Annotated in this window: 23 protein-coding genes; 16 read left to right on the top strand and 7 right to left on the bottom strand. The window is 71.2% G+C overall.

Features of this window, described 5'->3' with window-relative positions:
- Nucleotides 1-60 precede the first annotated feature (60 nt).
- Genes IPH07_13480 through IPH07_13490 form a run of 3 tightly spaced genes read left to right on the top strand, consistent with a single transcriptional unit; the run spans nucleotide 61 to nucleotide 2,166 of the window.
- Nucleotides 61-1,317 (top strand): NAD(P)/FAD-dependent oxidoreductase, encoded by a 1,257-nt coding sequence (locus IPH07_13480; protein ID MBK6918402.1) that lies wholly within the window; start codon nucleotides 61-63, stop codon nucleotides 1,315-1,317.
- 23 nt (nucleotides 1,318-1,340) lie between these two features.
- Nucleotides 1,341-1,658: a TusE/DsrC/DsvC family sulfur relay protein gene (locus IPH07_13485; protein MBK6918403.1), complete on the top strand. Its 318-nt coding sequence runs from the start codon at nucleotides 1,341-1,343 to the stop codon at nucleotides 1,656-1,658.
- A gap of 40 nt (nucleotides 1,659-1,698) precedes the next feature.
- Nucleotides 1,699-2,166, top strand: a complete 468-nt coding sequence (locus IPH07_13490; protein ID MBK6918404.1) for a DsrE/DsrF/DrsH-like family protein — start codon at nucleotides 1,699-1,701, stop codon at nucleotides 2,164-2,166.
- 4 nt (nucleotides 2,167-2,170) lie between these two features.
- Here IPH07_13490 and IPH07_13495 read toward each other — a convergent pair whose 3' ends face one another.
- Together IPH07_13495 and IPH07_13500 are read right to left on the bottom strand one after the other, a co-directional pair.
- On the bottom strand, nucleotides 2,171-4,243 hold the full coding sequence (locus tag IPH07_13495) for a pre-peptidase C-terminal domain-containing protein (GenBank protein ID MBK6918405.1): 2,073 nt from the start codon (nucleotides 4,241-4,243) through the stop codon (nucleotides 2,171-2,173).
- Between the two features lie 270 nt (nucleotides 4,244-4,513).
- On the bottom strand, nucleotides 4,514-4,819 hold the full coding sequence (locus IPH07_13500) for a DUF3634 family protein (protein MBK6918406.1): 306 nt from the start codon (nucleotides 4,817-4,819) through the stop codon (nucleotides 4,514-4,516).
- Between the two features lie 116 nt (nucleotides 4,820-4,935).
- On the opposite strand from IPH07_13500, the gene IPH07_13505 reads away from it, so the two are divergent.
- The 5 genes from IPH07_13505 to IPH07_13525 all read left to right on the top strand — a co-directional run bounded on the left by IPH07_13505 (nucleotide 4,936) and on the right by IPH07_13525 (nucleotide 10,223).
- A complete protein-coding gene (locus tag IPH07_13505) occupies nucleotides 4,936-6,171 on the top strand; it encodes an ester cyclase (protein ID MBK6918407.1) in 1,236 nt (411 codons plus the stop codon).
- A 73-nt stretch (nucleotides 6,172-6,244) separates the two neighbouring features.
- On the top strand, nucleotides 6,245-7,261 hold the full coding sequence (locus IPH07_13510) for a hypothetical protein (GenBank protein ID MBK6918408.1): 1,017 nt from the start codon (nucleotides 6,245-6,247) through the stop codon (nucleotides 7,259-7,261).
- A 31-nt stretch (nucleotides 7,262-7,292) separates the two neighbouring features.
- Nucleotides 7,293-7,901, top strand: a complete 609-nt coding sequence (locus tag IPH07_13515; protein ID MBK6918409.1) for an RNA polymerase sigma factor — start codon at nucleotides 7,293-7,295, stop codon at nucleotides 7,899-7,901.
- Nucleotides 7,898-8,743, top strand: coding sequence for a hypothetical protein (locus tag IPH07_13520; protein ID MBK6918410.1), 846 nt, complete (start codon nucleotides 7,898-7,900; stop codon nucleotides 8,741-8,743). The genes IPH07_13515 and IPH07_13520 overlap by 4 nt, the downstream gene beginning before the upstream one ends.
- 118 nt (nucleotides 8,744-8,861) lie before the next feature.
- Nucleotides 8,862-10,223, top strand: a complete 1,362-nt coding sequence (locus IPH07_13525; protein MBK6918411.1) for a VWA domain-containing protein — start codon at nucleotides 8,862-8,864, stop codon at nucleotides 10,221-10,223.
- A 44-nt stretch (nucleotides 10,224-10,267) separates the two neighbouring features.
- On the opposite strand, the gene IPH07_13530 is transcribed toward IPH07_13525, so the two are convergent.
- Entirely contained in the window at nucleotides 10,268-11,551 is a 1,284-nt protein-coding gene (locus IPH07_13530) for a hypothetical protein (protein ID MBK6918412.1), read from the bottom strand.
- Between the two features lie 68 nt (nucleotides 11,552-11,619).
- Nucleotides 11,620-14,589, bottom strand: coding sequence for a serine/threonine protein kinase (locus IPH07_13535; protein ID MBK6918413.1), 2,970 nt, complete (start codon nucleotides 14,587-14,589; stop codon nucleotides 11,620-11,622).
- Between the two features lie 140 nt (nucleotides 14,590-14,729).
- Here IPH07_13535 and IPH07_13540 point away from each other — a divergent pair, with 140 nt between their 5' ends.
- Together IPH07_13540 and IPH07_13545 are read left to right on the top strand one after the other, a co-directional pair.
- Nucleotides 14,730-15,335 (top strand): sigma-70 family RNA polymerase sigma factor, encoded by a 606-nt coding sequence (locus tag IPH07_13540; GenBank protein MBK6918414.1) that lies wholly within the window; start codon nucleotides 14,730-14,732, stop codon nucleotides 15,333-15,335.
- Nucleotides 15,336-15,615: 280 nt separating this feature from the next.
- Nucleotides 15,616-15,933, top strand: a complete 318-nt coding sequence (locus tag IPH07_13545) for an SHOCT domain-containing protein (protein ID MBK6918415.1) — start codon at nucleotides 15,616-15,618, stop codon at nucleotides 15,931-15,933.
- Between the two features lies 1 nt (nucleotide 15,934).
- On the opposite strand, the gene IPH07_13550 is transcribed toward IPH07_13545, so the two are convergent.
- Nucleotides 15,935-17,977: a TonB-dependent receptor gene (locus IPH07_13550; protein MBK6918416.1), complete on the bottom strand. Its 2,043-nt coding sequence runs from the start codon at nucleotides 17,975-17,977 to the stop codon at nucleotides 15,935-15,937.
- 252 nt (nucleotides 17,978-18,229) lie between these two features.
- Here IPH07_13550 and IPH07_13555 point away from each other — a divergent pair, with 252 nt between their 5' ends.
- From IPH07_13555 to IPH07_13580, 6 genes are all read left to right on the top strand, one after another.
- Complete coding sequence (locus tag IPH07_13555; protein ID MBK6918417.1) at nucleotides 18,230-18,871, top strand: hypothetical protein; 642 nt, start codon at nucleotides 18,230-18,232, stop codon at nucleotides 18,869-18,871.
- A gap of 253 nt (nucleotides 18,872-19,124) precedes the next feature.
- Nucleotides 19,125-19,961 carry a hypothetical protein gene (locus tag IPH07_13560; protein ID MBK6918418.1) on the top strand — a complete coding sequence of 279 codons (837 nt, stop codon included), beginning with the start codon at nucleotides 19,125-19,127 and terminating at the stop codon, nucleotides 19,959-19,961.
- Nucleotides 19,958-20,764 carry a hypothetical protein gene (locus IPH07_13565; protein MBK6918419.1) on the top strand — a complete coding sequence of 269 codons (807 nt, stop codon included), beginning with the start codon at nucleotides 19,958-19,960 and terminating at the stop codon, nucleotides 20,762-20,764. The genes IPH07_13560 and IPH07_13565 overlap by 4 nt, the downstream gene beginning before the upstream one ends.
- A gap of 119 nt (nucleotides 20,765-20,883) precedes the next feature.
- Complete coding sequence (locus IPH07_13570) at nucleotides 20,884-21,429, top strand: hypothetical protein (GenBank protein MBK6918420.1); 546 nt, start codon at nucleotides 20,884-20,886, stop codon at nucleotides 21,427-21,429.
- 80 nt (nucleotides 21,430-21,509) lie between these two features.
- Nucleotides 21,510-22,568 (top strand): metallo-mystery pair system four-Cys motif protein, encoded by a 1,059-nt coding sequence (locus IPH07_13575; protein ID MBK6918421.1) that lies wholly within the window; start codon nucleotides 21,510-21,512, stop codon nucleotides 22,566-22,568.
- Entirely contained in the window at nucleotides 22,568-23,845 is a 1,278-nt protein-coding gene (locus tag IPH07_13580) for a di-heme enzyme (protein ID MBK6918422.1), read from the top strand. The genes IPH07_13575 and IPH07_13580 overlap by 1 nt, the downstream gene beginning before the upstream one ends.
- A 20-nt stretch (nucleotides 23,846-23,865) precedes the next feature.
- Here IPH07_13580 and IPH07_13585 read toward each other — a convergent pair whose 3' ends face one another.
- Nucleotides 23,866-24,447, bottom strand: coding sequence for a hypothetical protein (locus tag IPH07_13585; protein ID MBK6918423.1), 582 nt, complete (start codon nucleotides 24,445-24,447; stop codon nucleotides 23,866-23,868).
- A 183-nt stretch (nucleotides 24,448-24,630) separates the two neighbouring features.
- The gene (locus IPH07_13590) at nucleotides 24,631-25,032 is read right to left on the bottom strand and encodes a hypothetical protein (GenBank protein ID MBK6918424.1); all 402 of its coding nucleotides are present in this window, start codon (nucleotides 25,030-25,032) and stop codon (nucleotides 24,631-24,633) included.
- Nucleotide 25,033 lies beyond the last annotated feature (1 nt).

A 25,033-nucleotide genomic window follows, 5' to 3' on the forward strand; every position in this document is an offset into this window, starting at 1 on the left:
CCACGCTCGCAGGCTTTGCGCGGGCGGGGCATGGTTCGTGCGCCATGATAGCGACGACCCATGGCCGCGCCCCATCGCATCGTCGTCCTCGGTGCCGGCACCGGCGGAACCCTCACCGCCAATCGCCTGCGTCGTCACTACACCACCGACGAGGCGTCCATCACGGTGGTCGACCAGGACGATCGCCACCTGTACCAGCCGGGCCTGCTGTTCGTCCCGTTCGGGCTCGCGCGCCCCGACGATCTCGTGCGTCCGCGCCAGCGTCAGCTGCACGCCGGCATCGAGTACGTCGGCTCGACGATCGAGCGCGTGCTGCCCGACGCGCGCGAGGTCCTGCTCGGCGACGGGCGCACGCTGCCCTACGACGTGCTCGTGATCGCAACGGGTGCGCAGCTGCAGCCCGACGAGACCGAGGGCCTGCGCGGCGAGGCCTGGAACCGCTCGGTCTTCACCTTCTACGACCTCGAGGGTGCGTGCGCGCTGCAACAGGCGCTGCAACGGTTCGAGGGCGGCAAGCTGGTGGTCGCCGTCGTCGACATGCCGATCAAGTGCCCGGTGGCACCGCTCGAGTTCTGCTTCCTCGCCGATTGGTACCTGCGACAGCACGGCCTGCGCGACCGCGTGCAGCTCAGCTTCGTGACGCCGCTCGACGCGGTCTTCACCAAGCCGGTGGCGGCAGCGCGCCTGGGCGGCATGATGGCCGAGCGCGGCATCGAGGTCGTCACCGACTTCGGCACCGGCTCGGTCGACGGCGCCGCGCACAAGCTGGTGGCCTACGACGGGCGCGAGCTCGAGTTCGACCTCGCGGTGGTGGTGCCACTGCACGGTGGCGCCGACTTCGTGGGCCGCTCCGAGGGGCTCGGCGACGAACTCGGCTTCGTCCCGACCGATGCCCACACGCTGCAGACCAAGGTTCGCCCGGAGATCTTCGCGATCGGTGACGCCGCGGGCGTGCCGACCTCGAAGGCCGGATCGGTCACGCACTTCGAGGGCGAGACACTGGTCGAGAACGTGCGGCGCTTCCTCGCCGGCGAGCCGCTCGACGCCTCGTACGACGGCCACGCCAACTGCTTCATCGAGACCGGCTTCGGCAAGGCCCTGCTCATCGACTTCAACTACGAGACCGAGCCGTTGCCAGGCCACTTCCCCGGACGCATCGGCCTGCCGCTGCTGCAGGAGTCGCGCCTCGCCCACCTCGGCAAGCTGATGTTCCAGTGGATGTACTGGCACGTGCTCCTGCCCGGCCACGAGATGCCTGGCATCGCGTCGACGATGCCGACCAAGGGCAAGCAGCTCCCGCCACCCAAGAGTGCCTGACAGCCCCCGAAAGCGACGCCACCATGCCCACCAAGACCTTTGCCAACACCCCGGTCGAGCTCAACGACGAGGGCTTCTTCGTGAAGCCCGAGCAGTGGACCCGTGAGATGGTGCCGGAGCTCGCGCGCGCCGAGGGCATCGAGGGCCTCGGCGACCGCCACTGGGTCGTCGTCGAATTCATGCGCAAGGCGTTCCTCGAGCAGGGCACCGGACCGTCGGTGCGCGCGCTGAGCAAGAGCTCGGGCGTCGCCATCAAGGAGCTCTACACGCTGTTCCCGGGCGGACCGGCCAAGGTCGCCGCACGGATCGCGGGCATCCCCAAGCCGCGCGGCTGCATCTGATCCGCCTCCCCCCAAAAGCCATCGATTCCACGAGGTCCACATGAACGCGCCGATCCGCAAGGTCTCCGTCATCGTCTCCAAGGGCTCGCTCGAGGGCATCTACCCCGGCCTCATCATGGCCAACGGCGCCCGCGCCGAGGGCATCGAGGCCAACCTGTTCTTCACGTTCTTCGGGCTCGACGCGATCCACAAGCAGCGTCACGACCACATCAAGGTCGCGTCGGTCGGCAACCCCGGCCTGCACCTGGCGACCTGGCTCGGTGGTCTACCGGGCATGTCGGCGGTGGTGACCCACATGATGCAGAAGCAGATCGCGAAGCTCGACATCCCGACGATCCCCGAGTTCATCGAGATGATCGCCGACACCGGCGCGGGCATGTACGCCTGCAAGGCCTCGGTCGACCTCTTCGGCATGCAGAAGAGCGACTTCATCGAGCAGGTGCACGACATCATCACCGTCGGCGAGTTCTACTCGCTCGCCGCCGGCGGCGAGATCATCTTCACCTGACGCGCTACTGCAGCGCGATGCTGAGGTCGTAGTCGTTCTGCGAGCCGTCGAAGCCGTGCACGCGCACGTAGTACGTGCACGGCGTGCAGCCTGCGTCGACGCCGTCGAACTCATAGTGCTCGTTGCTGCTCGAGCTCTGGCCATTGGCGGCGGTGCAGGTGCCGGGCATGTCCTCGGTGCAGGGCGTGAGGTCCACACCGGCGTCGTCGTGGAAGTGGAGGTCGAGATCCTCGCCGGCCATGGTGTCGGTGAAGGTCAGATCGACGACCACGGCCTCGCCGGTGAACAACGCGATCTCGTACCAGTCGTCGTCGTCGCTGCAGATCATCCGGTCGGTCACGGTGTAGCCGTCGGGATAGACCTCGGCGTAGGTGGCCTGCAGGCGGGTGTCGTCGGGCTCGAGATCATCGTCGACACAGGCCGACGCGCAGGCGCCGGCACTGGTCTCGAGCAGCAGGTCGTAGGTGTTGTCGCCGCCGTCGTAGGCGTAGACGCGCACGTAGTAGGTGCCGGCGGGCACGCACCGCTCGACCGCCTCGAACGAGCTGGACCCCTCCGCGACCGTCAGCGCGGTGCCGTCGGCGGCGTGCAGCCCGAGCTCGAGGTTGGTCGCCGCGCCGCCGTCGATGAGCGCGCCGATGGTGGTGTCGGTCGCGACCACTACGCGATACCAGTCGTCGTCGCCGTCGCAGGCGACCAAGCCGCCGTAGTCGCCCGCCACCAGCGCGGGCTGGGCCTGGGCTTGCGCGCGGGAGTCGTTGTCCTCGCGATCGTCGTCCTCGCAGGCCGGCGGCGTGACATCACAGGTGCCGCTCATCGGCATGCACTGCTTGGCGACCGCACCGTCGACCGACTCCACCGGCAGACAGTCGAAGTCGGCGTCGCAGTCGGCATCGACGTCGCAATCGGTCGTGCAGCGACCCGCCGCCTGCACGCCCATCGCAACACAGAGGTCGTCGTCGCGCCCGCACTGCGCGTCGGCACTGCACGCCTCGCAGGCGCCCAGTCCGCCCGAGCTGCCGTCGTTGGTGACGCGAATCGAGAACGTGCCGTCGGTCGGCGCGTCGGTCACGTGATCGCAGTCGCCCGTCAGGTCGTCGTTGTCACCGGCCGAGATGATGTAGAAGAGCGATGCGGCGCTGCCCTCGGGGGCAGCGGCCACCGGATTGGGCACCCGCGCGCGCCAGCTGCCGTCGACCATGTCGCCGCCCATGAGCTCCATCTCGACCACGTCGAGGGTCCCGAAGTCGATCGGCTGGGACGGCTCCGTGAGGCTCGAGTAGAGCAGCGGCGCCTGCTTGAGGCCCACGTCGTCGGTGACGTGCGCGACCAGCTCGACGTCGAGCACCGTCGACACGTCGCTCGGCGTGTGCTCGACCACTGGCGCCTCACCGGGACAGTCCGGCTTGGGCGCGCGGCGCAACACGACCAGGTAGTCCTTCAAGGTCTTCTCGTGGTCGCCGTCGTCGGCCGACAACACCACGGGGTGGCGGTCGTCGACGAGCTGCTGCTTGTTCGGGCACCAGGTCAGGCGCCCGTGGAGGCCGTCGTCCTGCACGATCTCTGCGCCCTCGAGACCGGGCGGCTCGATCGCGAGCAGGACTTCGCTGTCGTCCTGGTCCTCGATGACGATCGGGACCTCGATGCAGGCCGCGTGGGCGAGATCGAGGGTCGTGCCCGACCCCAGCGGCTCGCGGAACACCGGCACCGCGCCCTGGCCGAGCGTGGTCCGCACGTCGATCGCCACGGTGACGGTGTCGTGCAGGTGCCCGTCGCTGACGATGAAGTCGAAGTACCAGGTGCCGACATGCTCGGCGAGCGGCGTCCATCGGAAGACGCCGCTGCCGTCGGGGCGCCGCGAGATCGAGGCATCGAGGCCGTCGAGCTCGACCTCGTAGGCGAACGAGAGTTCGTCGCCGTCGGCATCGGACGCGCGCAGGTCGATCACCAACTCGGCGCCAACCGCAGCGACCTGGTCGGAGACGCCGTCGAACACCGGCGCATGGCCATCGGCCTTGCACGCACCGCCCTGCACGAGTGGGAGCAGCACGAGGGCGGTACGCAGGGCGGAGGGCATGGGCGGCACGCGGGCGCTCGCGCGGGGTGCAAGCCACGTGCGCACCGCCCCGCCGGCGCGAGCGTGAGGCAAATCGTCGAGATCAGGCAAGCGAGGTCCCAGGCAGCGCGGCGTCGCAGCCGTCCGCACGACTACAGTGGCCAGCCGGCGCGAACGGTTCAAGCGAGGAGTTGCGTGGCGTGAGTGGTTTCACGCATCCCGTCGGCGCGCGAACGCCCGCCGCGGCCCACGCCCCGCCGCCCCCGGGTCGGGGCCAAGGCCCGGTCCGGCTCAGTTGTAGAAGTAGTTGCGCAGCCGCTGGTGCAGCGACTCCGGCACCCGCGACGAGAAGCCCAGGCGCAGCCGCCCGCCATCTCGCGTGCCCCACACGCGCGCGCCGACCGGCAGCTCGAGCGAGCGCACGAACGCCGCCACGGCCGCCGTGTCCTTGCCCGGCACGCCGCCACGCACGTGCACGCGCTCGTCGTCATCGCGGACCTCGACCACGAACACCGCGTCGTGGAACTCACCGCGGGCCAGCCTCCACCCCACGGCGGCGACGACGAGCAGCACCCCGATCGACCACACCAGCGTCATCGACGGTCATGGGTCGCACACGCGCCGCGACGGCGCAAGCAGCCGCCACGGCCACGCGCCGTCGTGCTACGTGATCGCGGTCGCAAGCCGACGCATTCGCCCCCGCGAGTCCCACCATGCCCGCTTCTCGTCGACGTCTGCCGCCGTTCCTCCTCCCGCTCTTCGTTGCGCTCGCGCCGGTCGCGTGTGATCGCGGCGGTCCCGAACCGGTGCCAACCGCCGCGAAGCACCGCGCACCGCCGCCGACGGTCACCACCGCGAAGTTCGATCCCACCGCGCTCGAGCCCGACCAGCTGCGACCCAAGGGCGGCACGGGCGAGCGCGACGCGGGCGCGCAACCGGCCACCGACGAGGACGCGAAGATGGCGAAGCCGGTCCGCGATCCCGTGGCCGACTTCGTGGCCTCGCGCGACGCAAAGCGCGTCGAGGTGACGGCCCGGCCGGGCACGCCCGAGTGGTTCGTGCAAGGGCTCGAGGCCTTCCGCGCCGGCGACATCGATCCGATCGTCGCCAACTTCGCGATCGACATCGAGTGGGATGCGGTCGGCTCGCCGCTCGAGCCGCCGTCGATCGGCAAGCCCGCAGTGCTGTCGCGCTGGGAGGACCTGCTCACGGCAATCCCCGACATGAAGCTGCACGCGCGCCGCATCTTCCACCGCGGCGATCTGGTGGTGATGCAGGTGGTGCTCACCGGCTCGCACAAGGGCGATTTCCGCGGCATCGCGGCGACCGGCAAGCCCCTGGGCGCCGAGGTGCTGGCGTGGGTGTGGCACGACGCCGACGGCAAGGCCAAGCGCGTGCGCGTGGTCTACGACGAGGCCGCGTTGCTCTCGCAGATGGGTCAGCTCGGCGCCGCTGCGGCCGCGAAGATCCCCGAGGTGCCCGAGGGTGCGCCCGAGATCATCGGCGGCGACGAGGACCCCGCCGCCGCGAAGGCGGTGCGGGCGATGTTGTCGGCGGGCAAGAAGGCCTGGACGCTGTGCGAGACCAAGTACTGCACCGCGGACATGGTCTCCCACGACGTCCGCACCGGCGAGACCATGACCACCCCCGAGCAGCATCGCGAGGGCCACGACGCGTTCTTCACCGCGTTCCCCGACGCGAAGGTCACGGTGCAGGACGCGGTGTCGTTCGGGCCCGACTGGGTCGTCAGCTTCGCGCGCGTGCGCGGCACGCACCGCGGCCCCCTGGGCGCGATGCCGGCGAGCAATCGCAAGGTCGAGGTCGCGATGTCCGAGCTGCTGCGGCTGTCCGCGGGCAAGGTGGCCGAGACGTGGAGCTACGCCAACGGCTTGCAGCTGCTGGCGGCCATCGGAGCCTTCCAGGCGCCCGCCCCCGCCGCCGCGCCGTGACGGCCGCGGCGTCGCGACACGGGTCTGCGGCGCGCGGGCGGGCTGCTACGCTGCGCCCTGGCCCCCCTCGCGCATGCTGACGCTGACGATGCTCGCCGCGCTGACGCCTGCCCCTGCGGCCGACGAGTTCTCGCTGCGTTGGCAAGCACCGCAGCAGTGCCCGCGCGAGCACGAGGTCCGCGCGGCGATCGAGCAACAACTGGGTCGCGCGATCGAACCCCCGCTCGGCGACGGCCTGCGGGTGGAGCTCGACGCCGCCGCACAGGACGACGGGCGCTGGCGCATCGAGCTGAGGATCGCGGGGCCGGACGGCACTGCACCCCGCGAGCTCGACGACGCCAGTGATTGCGCGGCCGCGGTGCAGGCCGCCGCGCTGGTGGTCGCGATCGCGATCGATCCCCAGCTCGTGTTCGCGGTGCCGGATCCGCCGCAGCCAGTGACGACGGCCACGGAGCCCGCCACGACGACGGCGACGCCAGCCGACGACGACGCCCCAACGACGACGACGACGACGACCGACGACAACGACGGCGACGCGGCCGTGCCCGCGACGCCGCGAGCACGGGGACGCACCCGCGCGGTGTTGGGGCTCGCGCCGGCGATCTCGGTGGGTGATCTGCCGGCACCCGGGGGCCACGGCCGCGTGTGGCTCGGGCTCGCGCAGCCCAGGTGGCGTGTCGAGGTCGGTGGCAGCGTCGGTGGCGGCCCCACGCGATCGAGCGGCGCGGCGCGGATCGCCTTCCTGCGATGGACCGCCCAGCTGCGGGCATGTCCGGTGTTCCGGCCCGGCGCCGGTGCCCGACTCGAGCTGCTCGCGTGCGCCGGGATCGATGCCGGCCAGACCCGCGTGCGCGTGCGGTCGCTGCCGAGCACCCCGAGCGCCGACCGCAGCCCCGATCCATGGATCGCCCCGGTGGTCGCCGGCGCCCTGGTGTGGCTGCCACGCCCCGCGCTGGGCGTGCGCGTCGGCGTCGAGCTGGGGGTGCCCGCAATCCGCCGCAGCTATCAGATCCTGGGCGCGCCGGCGGTCTTCGCCACCGCCCCGGTGTTCGGCGCCGCGTTCGTCGGTGTCGAGGGCAGATTTCCGTGATGGAATTGGCGGCGTCGCGGAACCAATGCCCGTGAGTCCCCCCGCCGTGGCGCTGCAACCCCCGACCGAGCTCCGGTCGCGCGGTGCCGCTGCACCCACGGTGCGGGTCGACGAGCGGGAGCTGGCCGCCGTGTACACCGAACACCATGCATTCGTCTGGCGCTCGCTGTCGCGGCTCGGCGTCGACGACGGACGCGTCGACGACGGCGTGCACGACGTCTTCATGGTGGTCGCGCAGCGGCTGCACGAGTTCGAGGGCCGCGCCTCCATGCGCACATGGTTGTTCGCGATCGCGATGCGGGTCGCGCAGTCGTTCCGTCGCGACGCCGCCCGTGAGCGAGCCCGCACGACGCCGCTCGAGCGCGCCGGCGAGCCCGTGCACTCGCCGCACGAGGGCGCCGACGCAGCCCGGACCCTGCGACGGCTGCTCGATCGCCTCGACGACGACAAGCGCGCCGTGTTCGTGATGGCCGAGCTCGAGGGCATGACCGCACCCGAGATCGCCCAGGTCATCGACGCCAAGTTGCCAACGGTCTACTCGCGACTGCGACTCGCGCGGGAGGAGCTCGAGCGCCACGTGGCGCGCGCGCAGGCCCGCGACACCGATCGCCCGCGCGGACGGGAAGGACGGACGCCATGAACGCGCCTCGCCGCAGCGCCCTCGACGGGCTCATCGCCGCCGAGCGTGATCACGCCGTACAGCCGTCACCGGCCGCCGCCGCGCAGGGCTGGGATCGTCTACGTCGCGCGCTGCCCGGCGCCGCGCTGATGCCAGAGTTCGACGTCGCGCCCAGCAGCCTCGGCAGCGCGGGCGCTGGCAAGGCCACCGCGGCATCGCAGTGGATGGGTTCGTGGCGTGCATGGGTGAGTTCGTCGGGTGGATGGGTAGGTAAGACGATCGTCGGTGGCGTGGTCGCCACCACGGTCACGGCCGGTGTGCTCGCGTCGCGTCCGGACGATGCGCGCGGCACCCGGGCCGCGACGGTGCCCGAGGTCGCCGCCGATCGTGCGCAGGCCGCCATGCCGGCCGCAGTGCCGCCGACGCCGACGCCGACGCCGACGCCGACACCCGAGCCCGCACAGCTGCCCTCGACGATCGCCACCACCACCGCGGCGATCGTCGAGCCCCCGCCGATCGCCGCCGCTGCGACCACGCGGCGGTCGCGGAGCGCCACGGCGCGTGCGCCCGAGCCCTCGCCACCGGCGGCCACCCTCGACGACGAGGCCGCGCTGTTGCGGGCCGCGAACCGGGCGCTCGGTGCCGGCGACACCGCGCTGGCACTGGCGCGCCTGTCCGAGCACGCCTCACGCTTCGAACGCGGCACGCTGGCACAGGATCGCGATGCGTTGCGCGTGGTCGTGCTGTGCCGCGCGGGTCGACGCAGCGACGCCGTGGCGGCGCGGAAGCGCTTTCTCGAGCGGTGGCCGCAATCGGTGCACGCCGCACGCGTGCGTGCTGCATGCCCCGACCCGGAGCCCTAGCGGAGCCCTGCGGTCGCACGATGGTTGGAATGCGAGTGTCGGCGACGCCCTGATGTCGTCGCCGCGTGATGGGTCGAACGAACGCGCCGTCGCTTCGGCGCAGTGGAGGATGAAAACGATGGGACGCCAATTCAATGTACGCTCGATGCACGCGATCTTGCTGTCGACGCCACTGGCCCTGGGCGGTGGCTGTCTGGCCCCGAAGGTGCTCGGGGGTGTCGATACCGACGCCGGCACCGACGGCAGCGGCAGCAGTGGCTCCGAGGCCTCCGACGGTCACTCGAGCTCGCCGACCGGGGGCGACGACAGCTCGAGCGGCGGGAGCGTCGGCGCAGCGCCGGCAGTCGACATCCTGTTCGTGTTCGACAACTCGGGCTCGATGGGTGAGGAGCAGGGTGCGCTGGCCAGCTCGATCGACGCGCTGGTCGAGCAACTCGAGCAGTTCACGGACATCAGCTATCGCATCGGCGTGACCACCACCGACAACGGCAACCCGTGGTGCAACGGGACCTCTCCCGAGGCCGGAGATCTGCGGATGAGCAGCTGCCGCGAGCGCCTCGGCGATTTCGTGTTCAACGGCGCGGAGCCGAGCGACGCCACCGCGGTCGCGTGCACCGACATCTGCACGCTCGAGCAGATCCCGCTGGTGCCGACCGTCACCGAGTTCGATCCGAGCCCCCGTGCGCGCCCGTGGATCGAGCGCGGTGTGGAGGGCACCAACCTCGACGGTGTGACGCTCTCCGACGCACTGCACTGCGCACTGCCCCAGGGCATCGCGGGCTGCGGCTTCGAGTCGCCGCTCGAGTCGGCGTACAAGGCCATGCTGCGCATGCAGAGCGCCGGCGAATCCAGCTACGGGTTCCTTCGCACCGAGGCCCACCTGGTGGTCATCTTCGTCACCGACGAGACCGATTGCTCGGCGCAGGACGACACGCTGTTCCTGCCGGCAAGCATGGGCGGCAATCCCGAAGGATTCTGGAGCGACCCGACCGCCTCGGCACCGAGTTCGGCGGTCTGCTGGAACGCGGGCGTCGCGTGCACCGGCGACGGCGCGCCCTACGAGGAGTGCCACGCAGCCGACTACGGCCACGACGCCGCCGTGACGACGCAGCCCACCGAGGCGATGTTGCGGCCGACCTCGCGCTACATCGACTACTTCCTGGCGCTCGACGAGGCCAAGCGGGCGCACAACGGCACCGCGGTGTTCCTCTTCGGGGTGATGGGCGTACCGGTCGGCTACCCCGCGAACCCGCTGGTCTACGCCGATGCCGAGTCGCCGACCTATCAGGACGACTTCGGCATCGGTCCCGGGTGCAGCAGCGAGTGGGGCAACGCGGTGCCGCCCGTGCGCGAGCGCGAGGTCATCGAGGCGCTGCAGAAGCCGGGCATGACGACCTCGATGTTCTCGATCTGCGAGCCGCCACTGGCCGGCGTGTACCCCAACCTCGTCGCTCAGCTCGCGCCGTTCCTGGGCGAGTGATGTCGACGCGACCGCGACGCCGAAGCGTCGCGGTCGCGCAGGTACTAGCCGCCGCAGTGGATCGACCACACGTGGAAGCCGATGCCGGCGTTCACGTTGGTGAACATGAGGTCATCGCCCACGCGCACGAGGCCCGCCTCGGCAGTCGCGTACGAGCGGATCGGCAGCTGGTCGAGCGGGATCGGGGCCTCGAGATCGATGTCGGGGAAGTCGATCGCGGTGCCGTAGCCCGCGACTACGCCGAGCGGCTGCCCCTGGGTGGACACACGGAAGATGTAGCCCTGCCCAGAGCCGATGAAGAGGTCGACGCCGTCCGACTCGATCGCGAACAACGTCGCCTGGGTGTGGCTGTCGATCTCCGCGAAGATGCCGCGGCCCTCGAACAGCTCGTCGACCTCGCCGGTCTCGGCGTCGACCGCCCACAGGAAGTCGCCGCTGCTGGTGGTGCCGGTCATGTAGACCTTGCCACCCATGGCCGTGCTCGCGAACGGGGCCGCCTCGCCGTAGTCGAGCAGCGTCGTGACGGTGTGCTCGGCGTCGTCGGCGATGCGCTTGAGCTTGCGGTTGCCGGTGTCGAACACGAACACGTTGCCATCGGCATCGGCGGTGGGTCGCTCGACCGAGTAGAAGCGTGCCTCGAGCCCGGGACCGTCGAGGTCGCCCTTGGCCGCGACGTCCTCCGTGATGTCGAGGTCGATCGTGACCTCCGGGTTGCCAGCGATCGGCTGCGCGGTGCAGTTGCCGAGCGGATCGCTGAGCTCGATCACGCCGTTGCCGCGGCGGTCGGCCACGAACACTCGACCGTCGGGGGTACCCGCGACGCCGGCCCCGATGATGAGCCGGACGTCCTCGCAGGCACCGCTCGGCTGGTACTGGGTCTCGCCTTCGTTCTCGTTGCCGGCGATCCGACGCACCTGGTCACCGTCGACACCCCAGACTTCGTATTGGGTGTCGATCGCGAGCTGCCCACCGAAGTTGGCGAGGTGACGACTGCGCAGCGGCGGGTCGGCACGCAGCCCCTGCCCGTTGGGGTTCCAGCCCTGCAGCTCACCGTCGAAGAAGGGGTTGCCCATGTACAGCGACGCGTCGCTGCAGGTCGCCAGCGGATCGCCGCCGGTGGTACCACCGGTGGTCTCGACGCTGCCGGACTCGCCGCTGTCGGCGACGCTGTCGCTGCCGGACTCACCGCTGCTGCTGGCCTCGGTGGCAGTGCCGGTCGACGACGCGGTCGTCGACGCCGACGCGCTCGCGCTGCCGGACTCACCGGCGCCGTCGTCCTCGCCGAGACCAGGCAGCACGCAGGCCATGCAGGGGAGAAGCGCGAACAAGGGGAGTGTGAATCGTGGGGACACCATCTATCGCAGAGGACCGACGGCCCCCCGCGATTGATCACGCGTCAGCGATCGATTTCCTGCGACTGCCAGGACTCGAGCTCGGCCACCAACTCGGCCGCACGCTCGCCGGCGTCGCGACACACCGTGAGCGCCTCCGCCAGCGCCGCGCGAAGGTGGGCCGGCGGGTGTTCGAGCGCACGCAGGGCCGCAACGCGTCCGTGGCGGACCTCGCAGCGGGCCGCGGGATCACCAAGCTCGACGAAGCGCGAGCGCAGCGCGGCGTCGTATGCCTCGACGGCCGCCGCCGCGTGACCGAGGCGGCGCTGGGCTCCGCCGATGCCGGCCTGCGCGCGGCCGCGGTGGTTGTCGCTGACGTCGTCGGCGGCGTCGCCCAGCAGCGCCGCCGCCTCTTCGAACAACGCGAGAGCGCGCGCGTGCTGGCCCCTGGCCCCGGCGACATCGGCGAGGTTGAGCACGGTCACCGCGATGTCGGGGTGGCCGCTCGGCAGCACCGCACGACGAATCGCGAGCGCCTCCGCCAGGTGGGCCTCTGCGGCGTCATTGTCGTCGAGCAGATAGTCGATCACACCGAGGTTGCTGAGCGCGGTCGCGAGCTCGGGGTGCTGCGGTCCGAGCTTGGCGCGTCGCAGCTCGACCACGCGAGCGGTCGACTCGCGAGCGCCCGCAGCCTCGCCGGCCGCCATGCGACCCGCCGCGAGTCGAAGCAACGAACTCGTGAGCGACGCGTGATCGGGGCCGACCGCCGCCTCGCGCAGCGTCACCGCGCGCTCGCAGTGCGGCAAGCCCTCGGTGTACTCGCCATGCTCGAACGCGATCCCACAGCGGGCGCCGGCGGCGACGAACAATGCTGGCGCGTCCGCACCGTACGCCCGCACCAAGATGCGCTCCCCGCGATCGACGGCGTCCTCGGCGAGCTCGAGTCGCTTGGCCGTGACGTAGACCGAGCCGAGGCTCAGCCACAGCTCGCCCACCAGCGGGTGCTGCTCGCCGACCGCACTCGAGAACAACGCGATCCCGCGCTGGTAGGTCTGCACCGCCGCGTCGAGGTCGCCGCGCTGGAACTCCAGCGTACCGAGTCGATCTTCGATGCGCCCCTCGAACCACTCGCGCGCGTGCTCCTGCCGGTCCAGCAGTCCGCGCGCGTGGCGACTCCACTCGAGGCCCTCGTCGAAGCGGGCCATGCGAGAGCCCACGACCGCGATCGACTCGGTCGCACTGCCCAGCGCGACGTCGATGGCACCGACCGCGAGCGCACCGAAGTACGCCTGCTCGAGCTCGCGTGCGGCACCGGGATAGTCGGCCTCGGCGTAGAGCACCAGCGCCTCGCGCAGGCGCGCCTCGGCCAGCAACGCGGGATCGTCGAGCGCCACCGCGTCGGCCATCGCATGCGCACTGGCATCGCGGGCGCGCGCGAGGTCACCGGCGCTGGTCAGCACCTGCACGTCCGCGAGCCGCTGCGCCAGGGCCTCGGCGGCCGCGGCATCGCGACCATCGAAGCGATCGAGCGCGGCCAGCCGCGCGTCGTCGCTGCACTCGTCGGGGCCGGGCAACTCGAACACCGCCCGCGGTGCGCGCTCGACGATGCTCCGATCGGGCACCGCGAGGGCCTCGATCAGCGTGCCCAGGCGGCGGGCCTGGCGATCGAAGCACGCCGCGCGACGGGACCAGTCGCTCCCGTCGATCACGCCGTCGCGCGCGTAGGCCTCGCAGCTGGCCCGTCGCGCGACACGCCAGGTGTCGACCCACGCGTCGAGGTGCGGCCGCATGTGCTCGTACGCCGCCGGTGCGTGGACCAGCCGGCTGGCCGCGAACGCCTCGCCGACGCGCTGGGCCACCGCGGGGCTCCAGCGCGCCGCGATGTCCGCGTCGCCGTCCTCGCACGCACCCAGCCGGCGACCACGCTCGAGTGCCCACGCGCCCACGCCCACGCCGGCGATCGCGATCACGGCCGCGAGCACGCGCCAGCGCCGTCGTCGCGGGCGCGGGTCGTCGCGCAGCGCCGACAGCAACGCGGTCATCGAGGGCCACCGCGCGCTGGGCTCCACCGCGAGCCCGCGGCGCAGCACGGTGTTCAGCCACGTCGGTACCGCGGTCGATGCCGGCGGCGCGGTCACGCGACCGCTGCCGATCACGCGCCGCAAGGTCGCCGCGTCGCGCCCGTCGAACGGGCGCTGACCATAGAGCGCCTCCCACAACGACACGCAGAACGCGAACTGATCGGAGCCGACGTCGGCCGGCAAGCCCGCGTACTGCTCCGGCGCCATGTAGGCCGGCGTGCCGACCAGCTTGCCCGTCGCCGTGATCTGCGTGGTGTCGTCGACGTCGTCGAACGCACCGCCGGACGCGGTGACCGGGGTGTCTCGCGCCTGCGCGAGTCCGAAGTCGAGCACCCGCACGCGGCCATCGTCACCGACCAGCGCGTTGTCGGGCTTGAAGTCGCGATGCACCAACCCCGCCGCGTGGGCGGCCGCGAGCCCCTCGCCGGCCTGCAGGTACGCCGCGAGCACCTCGGACCAGCTGCGCGTGCGCGTGGTGACGTGCTCGCGCAGGGTGCAGCCAGCGACCAGCTCCATCGCGATGAACACCCGATCGCCGTGGACCCCGGCATCGAACACCGCGACCACGTTGGGGTGGGCCAGTCGCGCCATCGCGCGGGCCTCGCGAACCAACCGCTGCTGCGCCTCGCGCCCGCGCGGGCCGTCGAAGCCACGCACGAGCTTGATGGCGATGCGTCGCTCGAGCTCGGCGTCGAGCGCGACATAGACGACGCCCATGCCGCCAGCGCCGAGCTTCTCGAGCACCAGGTAGCGATCGATGCGCACCTCGGGTGGCGACTCGTCGAGCAGGCGCGAGCGCACGGCGCGATGCATGCGCCCGCCGTCGAGCGACGTCTGCTGGTGTGCCGCATCGCCCAGTCGCTCGAGCCGCTGCTGCAGCGGCCCCTCGGCGTCCGGCCGCGCGGCCGCGTCGGACCGGGGATCGTAGCGCTCGGTGGGGACATGGGTTCGCACGGGGGTCCAGCGGATCCGCGCCCATGGCCGCGGGCGGGCCTGCATCATAAGACCGACGGGGGCCGCCGTTGATCACGGGAGATGCCGGCGGGGCATCCCCGCACGGGCGGCGGCGTCGCAGACGCGCTATCCTGCGGCCGGTGCAGACCGACGCGGAGCTGCTGGTGGCCTGGCAGGCGGGCGACCGCGACGCCGGCGGTGCGCTCATCGACCGCTACTTCGAGCCGCTACGGCGGTTCTTCCAGAACAAGATCGCCACCGGCGTCGAGGACCTGATCCAGCAGACCTTCCTGGTCTGCGTGCAGCAACGCGACCGCATCCGCGATCCCGAGGCCTTCCGCGGCTATCTGTTCGCGGCCGCGCGCTCGAAGCTCTACGACCAGATCGGCAAGCGCCTGCGTTCGCCGGTGGCACCCGACTTCATGGTCTCCTCGGTGGTCGACCTCGGCGTGTCCCCGAGCGAGGTGATCGCGGAGCACGAAGATCAGCGGCTGCTGATCCGTGCCCTCCGCACCCTGCCGCTCGAGCTGCAGATCGCGCTCGAGCTCTACTACGTCGAGCGCGTGCGCGGCCGCGACCTCGAGGTCGCGCTCGAGCTGCCCGCGGGCACCGTGCGCAGCCGCCTTCGACGCGCCATCGAGCAGCTGCGCCGCAGCCTCGCCGAGCTCTCGAGCTCGCCCGAGGCCCTGCGCGAGACCACCGACAACATCGACCGCTGGGCCGCCGAGCTCGCCAGCGGGGAGTAGCCGGGCTCGCCGCGCGTGGAGTTGCTACACTCGAACGACGACGATGAACGGCTTGATGAGTTTGATCGTGCTGGCGAGCGCGGCGTGGATGGCCGTCGACGCCGCGCAGCTGGGCTACGACAAGCGCGACGTTCGTGGCCTCGCGGCGATGAGCCCCGCGGGGTGGTTCATCTGCGGCTTGCTATTGTGGATCGTCGCGTTTCCGCTGTACCTCGTGAAGCGTGGCGAGCTGAGGGAGGCCGGCGAGCGTCGCCGACTCGCGCCCAACGCCCAGGCGGGCATGCTGCCGCCGGGCTCCGTCGTCGGGCAGCCACCGTATCCGCAGCCGCCCTATCCGCAGCAGCCGTATCCGCAGCCGCCGTACTACCCGCCCCAGCCGTATCCACCGCAGGCCTATCCGCCGCAGCAGCCCTACCCTTCGCAGCAGCCCTATCCGGCCCAGGCTCCGCCGTCGCAGCCGGCGGCCGCCGAGACGCCGCTCGGCACCGACGAGGTCGCGGAGTGGATCGTGCGCCTCGGGCAGATGCGTGACGCCGGCCTGCTCACGGACGCGGAGTTCGAGCAACAGAAGGCCCGCGTGCTCGCACGCCTGGCCTGAGCTACCAGTACACCGTCGCTGCGAAGCGGGCCATCGTCGGCGGCCCCGCCACGAACTGAATCGCCGGCACCTGGCTGGCGCGCTGGCTGCGATCCCACCACGACGCGAAGTTGTACTCGCCTTCGCGCCACTTGGTCGCATAGACGTTGTCGATCGAGATGTCGAGCTGCATCCACTTGATGCGGTACCCGACCGACACATCCATGACCGTGGTCGCGCCCGCCTTGGCGCCGTAGGTCAGCGGGCGTGGGCCGAGCACGAACCACCGCAGCCCCGCGCGGAAGCCCTTGGGATGGTTGAGCGCGCCCTGGATCTGCACGAACAGCGGCGGCGCGCCAGGGATCGGCGCCTTCGAGTCGACGAAGCGGGCCTGCACCGCGGTGAGGTCGATGCCGAGGTCGAGCCAGCGCGTGGGGTGGATCTGCACATCGGCTTCGAGTCCGAGCCTGCGCGTCGAGTTGAGCTCGACGTTGAAGCCCGAGACGTGATCGAAGATGCTCTCCCGCGCGATCCAGATGCCGAACGCCGATGCGCCGACGTCGAACAGCTCGCTCGGCTGCACGCGGCTGCCGAGCTCGACGTTCTCGGTGGTCGTCATGCCGGGCTTACCGCCGGCGTAGGCCGAGAGGTCGACGTTCTCGGGCGCCGTCGTCGGCAGCGTGAACGCGCGCGCCTCGGGCGTGCGGAACCCCCGACCATAGGCCGCGAACGCCTGCCAGCGCGGCAGGATCGTCACCCGGGTCGCGAGTCGCGGTGACAGCTGCACCAGCGTGCCCGAGGCGCGCGGCGTGCCAGCCGGGGCCAGGCGATCGTGCACGTGGGCGTCGAACGCGTCGAAGCGCAGCCCGCCGTCCAGCAGCCAGCCGCGACGCGGCGTGAGCCGCAGGCCGGGTGCGATGCCGAAGCTCTGCTGCAGGATCCCGAGGTCGCGCGAGCTCGACCACGGATGGCCGTCGGCGAGCAGCTCGTCTTGGCGCTGGTCGATCGCATCGCCGCGCCAAGAGCCGACCACGCGCAGCGCTGCGCGATCGCTCAGCTGTCGCTCGTAGTCGAGCGCGACGCCGATCGCCGCGTTGTCCTGGTGCTGCGCGTGGCGATCGCCGTGCACCGGATCGACCAGCCAGCCGGTGTAGTTCTCGTCGAGCCTCAGACGACGCGCCTGGCCCCACAGTGTCAGCGACACGCGATGGTCGTCCTTTGCGCCCGACAGGCGCAGCGACGCGATCGATCGCTGCGACACGCCGCCCTGACCGGTGACGTACGAGCCGTAGAAGTTCTCGCGGCCGGTCTTCACGTCGTCGAGGCGGACCGTGCCGGGCAGGCCGAAGCGCCCCTGGTACGCGGTCGCGAGCGCATCGACGGCGAAGCCATCGCGCTGCCACAGTCGCAGCTGCGCCATCGCGCTCAGCCGATCGGCCTTGCGGTTGGCGCCGTAGCCCGCGTCGGTCATGACCTCGCCGGCCAAGAACGTCTCCTGCGCGCGTCCGCGGGGCGCGTGCACGAACGCGACGCGGTGACGGTTGGTGGTACCGACCTCGTAGCTCATGCGGGTGCCGCGGAGCTTCTCGGGCACCGCGAGCTCGTAGCGGATGCTCGCGGCGGTGGCGAAGTTGCCCTGCTCGAGGCGGAACGCGCCCTTGTGCGCGTCGATCTGCTTCACGGTCTCGGGGATGATCCACGCCAGGTCGAGGTAGCCGTGCGCGTGCACGTTCGAGGGTTCGTTGATCGGCACGTCGCCGAGCTCGAACTCGATGTCGGAGCCATGCACCGCATCGAACCCCCGCACGTAGAACTGGTAGCCCTTGCCTTGGTTTCCGTGCTGCACGATGAGCAGGCCGGGCACCATGCGCAGCAGGTCCTCGGCGCTGCGCTTGGGTGCGGTCTGGATCTGGTCGGAGCCGATGCGCCGCCCCGAGGCGGTGAGGCCATCGCTGCGCGTGCGCACCTTGACGACGCGAGCGGAGCCATCGCCGACGTCGTCGACCGGGGGCTCGACCGGGTGCACGACCGCGAACGGCGAGGCCGAAGCGAGGCGCGCGGTCATGGTCAAGCCGAGCCCGATGACGGTCGCCAGCGCACGTGCCCCAGCAGCGATCGCCCTCGCGCAGCGGCCGTCTCGCCGCCGGGCGGCCTCGGTTCGCCGTCGTTGTTCCACCCGCGCGTCCGGTCTCGCCCGCGGTACGCCGCGGCCCGGCGGCGGGATCACCGATCCCGACGGCGGCGGTTCGCGTACCCTGGGCACCTCGCCGCCGGACGCGGGCCCTCCAGGCCGCGCCGCGTGCGACCCGCACGTCCGATGCCACGCTCGATCCACCCCCTGCCGCTGCGCCGCGTGCTCGCGTGGGTGGCTGCATGGCTGTGGCTGCTCGGCGTCGAGGTGATGCCCAACCTGCACGTCGGCCTCCACGGTCGGCTGACGCCGCACACCCACGAGGGCGAGGCTGCGCTCGTCCACGCCCACGACGACCACGCGGCGACCCACGGCCACCGTCACGGCGACAGGCACGGCCACCGGCACGGCCACCACGCCGACGCAACGCACCACCACCACCACGACCCCCACGAGCTCGCCCGCAGCCTCGCGCTGCAGGAGCGCGAGTTCATCGAGATCGTGCGAAGCCCCGCCGCGCAGGCCCGCGACGCGCTCGCGCTCGTCGACCCGCATCGGCCCGACGACGTCTCGCTGGCGACCCACTCGGGCGCGGATGATGCCAGAGTCGCCGCGCGCCGGCAGGCCGCGTGGACACGCCTCGATCCGGACCACGGCCGTCACGCACTCGCGCACCGCGGCGTCGCAGTGGTCCAACCACCGCCGGTGCTGCCGTACGAGGCGATCGCACCGCTGCACCACCTCGCGCACGTCGCTGCCGCACCCACGCGGCCGGCCACGCGTGACGCCGCCCGTGCCTGCGCCCGCGGCCCGCCGCAGCTCGCCTGAAGCACGTTCACCGCTCGAGCCGCAGCCCCGCCGGATCACGCGCGCACGCGACCTCGCCCTCGGCGAGCCAGCGCCCGCGCGGCCGATGGGCATGCGGACCGTCGATCGGCCCCCCGCAACCGGACAGTCGGGCGTGGCCCTCGGCGTGCCCTCGAATCGTCTCGCCGCCAGCAACGGGACATCCCAGCTGCGCGGCATACCAGCTGCGTGCGCACGCGAAGCGCCCGCGCGAACACCCACGAGGAACTCCACCATGCAATCCGCACCACGCGGCCGGCCCAGGCCGCGCCCGCTCTGGCCCATCACCCTCGCCTCGCTCGCCGCCGCACTGGCCTGCGGCATCGACAGCGAACAGGCCCCCCGCGTCGAACGCTCGGTCGTCGTCGACAGTCGAGCACTCGGCGCGTTCGACAACGACCTCGGCTACCACATCGAGATCACGACCCTGCGCGTGGCCTTCGACAACGTCGAGTTCACCACCGGCGGTGAGATGCACGCCTCGCTCTCACAGCGCCTGGGAGAGCTCTTCATCCCCACCGCCTACGCGCACCCGGGCCACTACGCCGGCGGCGAGATCACCGGCGAGATGCTCGGGCGTTTCGTGGTCGACTGGCTCGACGACGGCGCCGACCTGGGCACCGCGACGATGCTGGTCGCCGACTACAGCGGTGCCAACTTCGTCTTCACCCGCGCCCGCGCCGGCGACGGCATCGCCGCCGACGATCCGCTCATCGGTCACACCATGGAGATCGCGGGCATCGCGACCCGCGAGGGTGAGCGCTGGGACTTTCACGGCTTCCTCGACGAGGAGGAGGGCAAGCGCGTGGTCGGCCTGCCCATCGGTGAGGAGATCGAGGCGGGCGCCGCGACCCCGCACCTGGTGATCGACGAGGACGGCGACGAGGTGCTCGGCCTCGAGCTGCTGATGGTCGATCCGTTCGAGGGCGACACGGCGTTCGACAACCTCGACTTCGCGACGCTCGACGACGACGGCGACGGTGTCATCGAGATCATCGCCGGCGAGACCGCCGCCAACTACCTGATCAAACAGCTCCAGGTCCACGACCAGTACGCAGTGAGGGTCCGATGACGATGTCGCAATTCCATGCATGCACGTTCGCGGTCGCCGTGGCGATGGTTCTCCCCGGGTGTGCCGACGACGGCGAAGGCACCCTCGAGGTCCGCGTCTGGGGCGAGGAGTTCATCGAAGAGGGCATTCCCAGCGATGTCTTCGTCGACGGCTGGGCGCTCTCGTTCGAGCACTACCTGGTCGCGCTCGATACCATCGCCACCGACGATGCCGACGACGGCGGACGCTACGTCTTCGACCTGACGGCCCCGACCGGCGGCAGTGGCCACGCCGTCACGTCGCTCGTGGTGCCGCAGGGGCGCCCGCTCCTGGGCTTCCGCATCGCACCCGGGGGCGCCCCCGATGGCGGCAACGTCAGCGAGGCCGATGCGCAGCGTCTCACCGACGGCGGCTTCGGCCTGTGGGTCGAGGGCACCGCGACCAAGGGCGACGCCACCATCGGCTTCGCGTGGGGCTTCGACAGCGAGACCACCTACCACGACTGCGAGGTCGTCGCCGCCGTGCCCGCCGACGGATCTGCGAACGCGACGATCACCATCCACGCCGATCACATCTTCTACGACGACCTCGAGTCGACCACCCCGAACACCGCGTTCGATCTGATCGCAGCGTCCGACGCCGACGGCGACGGCGTGGTCACACCCGACGAGCTGCGCGCACGCGACATCCGACCAGAGGCCCGCTATCAGGTCGGCAGCCAGGACATCGACAACCTGTGGGACTACATGAACGCGCTCAGTCGAACCGTCGGTCACATCGACGGCGAGGGCGAATGCAAGAACTCTAGCGCCGGGGGGACCTGAGCTCGCGGCGATCCTCGCCGCGCACGACCGCCGCAGGCCCCCGATGGCCCGCCTTGGGGGCCTGCGCAAATTCACCACGCTGCCGAACGACCGCGCAGATGTTCTGCTCGCCGGCAGCCATGCATCGCCTTGCCTGCCTCGCCCTCGCCACCCTCGTCCCATGTCTCGCCTGCGGCGGTGACGATGCCGATACCGGCGCCGACACCACTGGCCACGATCACGACCACGACATGGACTCGTCGGGGACCTCGGCATCGACGACCGCGTCGACCACCGCGTCGACCACCGCGTCGACCACCGCGTCGACCACGGCATCGACCACCACATCCACCAGCGACACGGATCCCGGCACCGACTCGAGCGGCGGCAGCGGCAGCAGCGGCGCCGATGGCTCGGGCTCCGACACCACCGGCGGCCACGCCGATCTCGACGCGGCGTGGTGCGAGTGCATGCTCACGAACTGCCACGACCTCTACCACGGCACCTGGGGCGAGGATCACATCAGCGCGGAGGCGATGTGCCTCGAGGCCGCCGCGGCGGTGCCTGGCGCCGGCAGCGACGTGATGGAGGGCAACTTCATCGAGTGCCGCGTGCACTTCTGCGAGCAGGCCGCCGCCGACGAGGCGCTCTGCGAGAACGCGATGGGCAACGCGGTCTGCATTTGATGCGCGGAGTGCCGCGCAAATGCTGCCTGCGAAAATCTGCACCATCGTTCGCGAGCGTCGCGGCTGCTAATCGAGCGGTCATGCTTCGCGCATCGATCGTTCCCCTTGCGTTGACCCTGCTCGTGCCGCTGGCGTGTGGCGGCGACGACGGCTCACCGGCTGCCGACAGCGGCAGCTCGACCGATGACCCGTCGACCAGCACCACCGCCAGCACCACCGCCAGCACCACCGCGACGACCGCCACCACGACGGCGACGACGACCGACGGCAGCTCGAGCACCGGCGCGGACAGCAGCGGCGGCAGCAGCTCGGGCGGCGCCGACTCGAGCACCGGCGAGCCCGCGGACGTGGACGTGCAGATCCACTTCGCCCTGCGCGTCGGCGACCAGGACGCCCACTGCAACGAGAGCTACGACGGCGTCGGTGCCGGCGACACCACGGTGTCGTTCCGTGACCTGCGCTTCTACGTCTCGGGCGTGCGCCTGCTCGACGCCGAGGGCAACGAGACCCCGGTCGCGCTGGCCCAGGACGGCGTGTGGCAGTACGAGGACGTCGCGCTGCTCGACTTCGAGGACGCCAGTGGCGAGTGCGGTGAGGGCACCACCGCCGAGATCAACGACCTCGTGGCCGGCACCGTCCCGCCCGGCGAGTACACCGGCGTGCGGTTCGAGCTCGGCGTGCCCTTCGCGCTCAACCATGCCGACGCCGCGGTCGCGCCGCCGCCGCTGGATCAGACCGCGATGTTCTGGGTCTGGGCGGCCGGCTACAAGTTCCTGCGCATCGACTTCACCAACGGCAACGTCGCGCCCGACAACGGGTGGTTCGTGCACCTGGGCAGCCAGGGTTGCCAGAGCGACGCGCCCACCGATCCGCCGACCGAGGCCTGCAGCCGCCCGGCGCTCCCGACCATCACCCTCGACGCGTTCGACTTCGCCACCCAGACGATCGTCGGCGACATCGCCACGCTGGTCGCCGATGAAGACGTCGACGCCGACACGCCGATGACCGCGCCCGGTTGCATGTCGTTCATGCCCGACGTCAACGAGTGCGACCAGCTGTTCCCCCACCTCGGGCTGAGCTGGGAGACGGGCGCGTGCGACAACGACTGCGCCGGCCAGGACTTCTTCACCGTCGAATGATGCATCGCTCGACCATCGTGCTGTCGCTGGTGGCGTTCGCCGCCGGCTGCAGCGATCCCGCCTCGACGCCTGCCGATGACGGCGGCTCGTCGAGTGGCGCGGCGAGTTCGTCGTCCGGCGACGGCGGCTCCAGCTCGGCGGCGACCACCGCCGTCGACAGCAGCGGTGGCACGAGCACCGGCACCGACGACGGCGGCAGCTCGTCGACCACCGGCGAGCCGCCGGCACCGTGGGTGTGGGATCTGCCGCCCGGCTTCCCGGAGCCCTACGTGCCCGCGCAGAACCCGATGAGCGCCGAGAAGGTCGAGCTCGGACGCCATCTCTTCTACGATCTGCGGCTGTCGGGCAACGGCACGCAGTCATGTGCGAGCTGCCACGATCAAGCGCGCGGCTTCGCCGACGGGCTGCCGACCCCGCAGGGCTCGACCGGCAGCGTGCTCGCGCGCAACTCGATGGGCCTGACCAACAGCGTCTACAGCTACCCGCTGACCTGGGCGAACCCCAACCTCGTCGACCTCGAGCACCAGATCCTGGTGCCACTGTTCGGCGAGTTCCCCATCGAGCTCGGCGCCGTCGGACACGAGGACGAGATCCTGCAGCGTCTGCGCGACGAACCCGTCTACGGACCGCTGTTCGAGGCCGCGTTCCCCGAGCGCGACGATCCCTTCAGCTTCGACGCGGTCCGCGACGCCCTCGCCTGCTTCACCCGCACGCTCATCTCCGGCGACTCACCCTACGATCGCTTCGTCTACGGCGACGGCGAGCTGTCCGAGTCGGCGCTGCGCGGCATGAACCTGTTCTTCTCCGAGGCGGTCGAGTGCCACCACTGCCACGGCAGCTTCAACTTCTCGATGTCGGTCAAGCACGCCAACACCGTGTTCGACCCGCAGGCATTCCACAACACCGGCCTCTACAACGTCGGGGGTACCGGCGCCTACCCGCTCGGCAACGAAGGTCTCTACGAGAGCACTGCGCTCGACACCGACCGCGGCCGCTTCCGCGCCCCGACGCTGCGCAACGTCGCGGTCTCGGGGCCGTACATGCACGACGGCTCGATCGCGACGCTCGAGGAGGTGCTCGACACCTACGCCGCGGGCGGCCGCAACGTGACCGAGGGACCGTTCGCGGGTGACGGGCGGGCGAACCCGTACAAGAGCGGCTTCGTCGGTGGCTTCGAGATGTCGCCCCAGGATCGCGACGACCTGCTCGCGTTCCTGCACTCGCTCACCGACGAGACCTTCCTCGGCGATCCACGCTTCGCCAATCCCTGGCCCTGACGGGGCGATGCGCGCCGACGTCACGTGATGTTGGGGTTGCGCACGGCGTCGCGGGCGGGTCGCGACGTCGCACAGATCGCGTTGAAGCCGGTGAGCCACGCGAGATCCGTGGTCAAGCTCGAGAACATGCCCTCGAACTCGGACCAGCCGTACTTCCCGGCCGAGTTGGTGGCGAAGATGCCGTCGTCGTCGTAGGCGTACAGCACGAACCAGTGCGCGCCGTTGGTGGGCAGGCCCAGGCGACCGCCAGGGTTCTGTACCAGACACACCACGGGGAAGCCGCCGGCCAGCCGGCGCTGAACGTCCGCGACGCTCTCGACGATCTGCAGCGGCTTCGCGCCGTAGGCCTCGAGCGCCTTGCGCACCCGCGATGGCGTCGTGCCGAGGTAGCCGGCGCCGAGATCGGCGGGGTGGCTCCGCTCGACCTTGCGCAGCGAGGTCAGCTCGGCGGGCAACAGGCCTGCCTGCACCAAGAACGTCGCCACAGCCGCCTGGCCGCACGCCGTCGACGGCACCGCACCGTCGGCGTTGACGAACTGATAGATCGCGTTGAGCCCGTGGAAGCCACGGCCGATGGGTTGAGCCTTGAGCAGGGATGCCATTGCTGCGCCGCTCCCCAGTCGATGCCGGGTGCGGCGTGCGGTTCACGATCTCGTCGTCGTCGGCACCGCAAGGCGGAGCCCTGGTCGAGCGCGGCGCCGAGCTCCGCCCCGGTTCGACGCCCGGACCACTCGAGCGTCTGTCTGAGGCCGACCCCGGACCCGATCGAGGCGTCCGCGGGCGCTTTAGTTCGTCTGCGGCACGACGTCGCTGCGACCGCGATCGCTGGCCGGCCGATCGTCGGCCGCGAGCGTGGCCTCGGGTGACACGCAGCGCACGAAGCCTTCGTGGATGAGGCGGGCCGTGACCGCGCCGGTTCGCTGCGAGGCCGCGTTCTCGGACAGCACCACGTACTCGCCGTCGCACGCCCGCTCGGCCTCACGCTTCCACCGCTGCCGCACTGCCGTCGGTGTCGCGGGGGCCTTGGTGATCACCGAGACGTACTGCGAGCCGTCCTGCACCGGCACCGCTGCGATCTGGGTCTTGTCACCGTTGCTGCGAGCGACCTGGCTGAGCAACGGCGCCAGCGCGGGGTTGCAGCCCGCGAGCACGAGCACGGCGAGCGAAGCGGCGAGGCGAGGACGCACG

It is taken from the genome of Deltaproteobacteria bacterium, from assembly GCA_016709225.1.
Taxonomy (GTDB): Bacteria; Myxococcota_A; Polyangia; order Nannocystales; family Nannocystaceae; genus Xiheibacterium; species Xiheibacterium phototrophicum.